The sequence below is a fragment of the Pseudomonas sp. BN414 genome, from assembly GCF_029871275.1.
GTDB classification, from domain to species: Bacteria; Pseudomonadota; Gammaproteobacteria; order Pseudomonadales; family Pseudomonadaceae; genus Metapseudomonas; species Metapseudomonas resinovorans_C.
On sequence record NZ_SSOL01000006.1, the window covers coordinates 1 to 503 of the forward strand.

Below are 503 nucleotides of genomic sequence, written 5' to 3' on the forward strand. Positions count from 1 at the left end.
CCCTCAGCGTTGCCAGCTTCAGCATCAGTGGCGTACCCGGCACCTTCACGGCGGGTTCCAATGCGGTGATCGCCGGAATCGGCACCCTGACCCTCGCGGCCAACGGCAACTACACCTTCACCCCGGTGCAGAATTGGAACGGCGACATTCCGCAGGTCACCTACACAACCAACACTGGCAGCAGCTCGACGCTGGACATCACCGTCACGCCGGAAAACGACGCTCCTGTCGCCTCCAATGACGGCCCGCTTTCAGTGGTCGAGGACACCCCGGCCTCCGGCAATGTCCTGACCAACGACAGCGACGTCGAGAACGACACCCTCACCGTCACTCAATTCGAAGTGGGCGGCAGCACCTTCCTGGCTGGCCAGACGGCCACCCTCGCGGGCGTCGGCACCCTGGTGATTAATGCCAACGGCAGCTTCACCTTCACCCCTGCACCGAACTACAACGGCCCGGTGCCGACGGCGACCTACACCGTGTCCGATGGCACCGCCACCGAC

Annotated in this window: 1 protein-coding gene; it reads left to right on the top strand. The window is 64.2% G+C overall.

Features of this window, described 5'->3' with window-relative positions; translation table 11 throughout:
• Positions 1-503: Ig-like domain-containing protein (locus E8E95_RS00045; RefSeq protein WP_280347116.1), on the top strand; the 503-nt coding region annotated here is incomplete at both ends.